The 2,388-nt window shown below is 72.2% G+C and carries 1 protein-coding gene; it reads right to left on the bottom strand.

The features are described from left to right. On the bottom strand, positions 1–2,388 hold a 2,388-nt coding region (locus AW272_RS40140; protein WP_157519392.1), incomplete at both ends, for an acyltransferase domain-containing protein.

Genomic DNA, 2,388 nt, shown 5'->3' with positions numbered 1-2,388 from the left:
CGATCCCAGGCGGGCGAAACCCCCACCTGCGGCGCCGAACGAACCAGCCTCGGCACGAAGACCTCACCCGCGCGCACAGCCAGCTGCGGCTCACCCGAAGCCACCAACCGCGCCAGCAACCCCTCCGGCAGATCCTCATCGGAATCCACCAGAACGAACCGGCCCGGATTCTCCGCCTGCGCCGAACGCACCAACCCCCACACACCGGATTCGCTCAGCCCCGGCAGCTCCTCATCCCCCACGCCGACCGCGCGCCGTGTGACGACCACCATCGGCGAGCCCGCAGGGTGGTCTTCGTCGAGCCAGGCCTGAAGCCTCCGCAGGGCCGCTTGGGTGACGGCCGTCACGGTATGCGGCAGCTCACCGAACCCGTCCAGGACGGTCCAATCGGTGATCTCCGCGGTGCGCGGCAGCGTGGAGGGCTTCGTCCAGATCGGTTTGAGCAGGTCCGCGCCCCCCGTCCGCAGCGCGTCGCGGGACAGCGGCCGGAAGGCCAGCGCGTCGGCCGCCGCGACCGGGGCTCCGGTGGCGTCCGCGACCAGCAGCGACACCGTGTCCGTTCCGGCCTGCGCCAGTCGTACCCGCAGCCGGGTCGCGCCCGTCTGGAACACCCGCACACCCGACCACGAGAACGGCAGCAGGAGACGACGGTCCCCATCCGTGGCGGCGGGCAGCGCGGCGTGCAGGGCTGCGTCCAGGAGGGCCGGGTGCACCGCGAACGATTCGGCGGACGCCTGCTCGTCCTCGGTGAGGGCGACCTCGGCGTAGATCCCGTCCCGGTCGCGCCAGACCCGGCGAAGCCCCTGGAACACGGGCCCGTAGCCGTAACCGTCGTCCAGCAGACGTTCGTAGACATCGCCGATCGGAACCTCGGACGCCCCAGCCGGGGGCCAGGCCCGCAGCGCTTCCGATTCCTCGTGCTGGTCGCGTGTCAGCGAGCCGGAGGCGTGGCGCTGCCAGGCCGTTTCCTCATCGGCGTCGGGACGGGAGAACACCTCGACCGTCCGCAGGCCCGTCTCCTCGCTTCCGCCGACCACGACCTGGAGGTGCACCCCGCCGCTGTCGGGCACCAGCAGCGGCGCCTCCAACGTGAGGTCCTCGATGCGTGGCCGGCCGACCTGCCGCCCGGCCCTCAGCGCCAGCTCCACCAACGCCGTGCCCGGGATCAGGACCGAGCCGAGCACGGCATGGTCGGCCAGCCAGGGATGTGTGTCGAGGGCGACCCTGCCGGTCAGTACGACCGAGTCGCTGCCGGCGACCTCGACGACACCGGCGAGCAGCGGATGCCCCGCACCCGTCAGCCCCAGTCCGGACACGTCGACCGGTCCGGCGGTGTCGGCCGACCAGTAGTGGCTGCGCTGGAAGGGGTAGGTGGGGAGGTCGGTCCAGCGCGCGTCGGTGCCCTCGAACGCCTGCGCCCAGTCCACCGGCATGCCCTGGACATGCAGTTCGGCCAGCGAGGCCAGGACCCGGTCCATGCCTCCCTCGTCGCGGCGCAGGGTGCCGGTGACCGCGGCGTTCTCGGCGACCTCCCCGATCGCCATCGTCAGCACCGGATGGGCACTGCATTCGACGAAGTACCCGAACCCCTTAGCGGCCAGTGTTCCGACCGCGTGGGCGAACTGGACCGGCCTCCGCAGATTCCGGTACCAGTACCCCGCGTCCATCTCGGCGGTGTCCAGCCAGTCACCGGTCACCGTGGAGAAGAACGGCACCTCCCCCGCCCTCGGGGCGATCCCCTCCAGGACCCGCAGCAGCTCCGCCTCGATCTGCTCGACCTGGGGTGAGTGCGACGCGTAGTCCACCGGAACCGGACGGACCCGGACCCCGTCGGCGGCGCACGCGGCCTGGAACTCCTGGACCGCGGCGACCTCACCGGCGACCACCGTGGCGGTGAGACCGTTGACCACCGCCACCGACAACCGGCCCGCCCACGCCTTCGACCGCTCTTCGACCTGGTCGGCGGGCAGCGCCACCGACAGCATCATCCCCTGCCCGGCCAGCCGCCGGGCGATCAGCTGGGAGCGCAGCGCCACGACCTTCGCGCCGTCTCCCAACGTCAACGCGCCGGCCACGACCGCCGCGGCGATCTCGCCCTGGGAGTGGCCCACCACCGCCGCGGGTTCGACCCCGAAGGAGCGCCACAGCGCGGCGAGCGACACCATCACCGCCCACAGGACCGGCTGCACGACGTCGACCCGCTCCAGCGACCGCTCATCGGGGTCGCGCAGCACCTCGACCAGCGACCAGTCCACGTACGGCTCCAGCGCGGCGGCGCATTCGGCGATCCTCGCGGCGAACACCGACGAAGTGTCCAGCAGTCGCGTGGCCATTCCCACCCACTGCGCCCCCTGGCCGGGGAACACCATCACCACCTCGCCCAGGTCC

The organism is Herbidospora mongoliensis (assembly GCF_001570545.1).
In the GTDB taxonomy this organism is placed as follows: domain Bacteria; phylum Actinomycetota; class Actinomycetes; order Streptosporangiales; family Streptosporangiaceae; genus Herbidospora; species Herbidospora mongoliensis.
The sequence above is the reverse complement of the archived record's forward strand: the minus strand, read 5'-3'. Positions and strand labels throughout refer to the sequence as shown.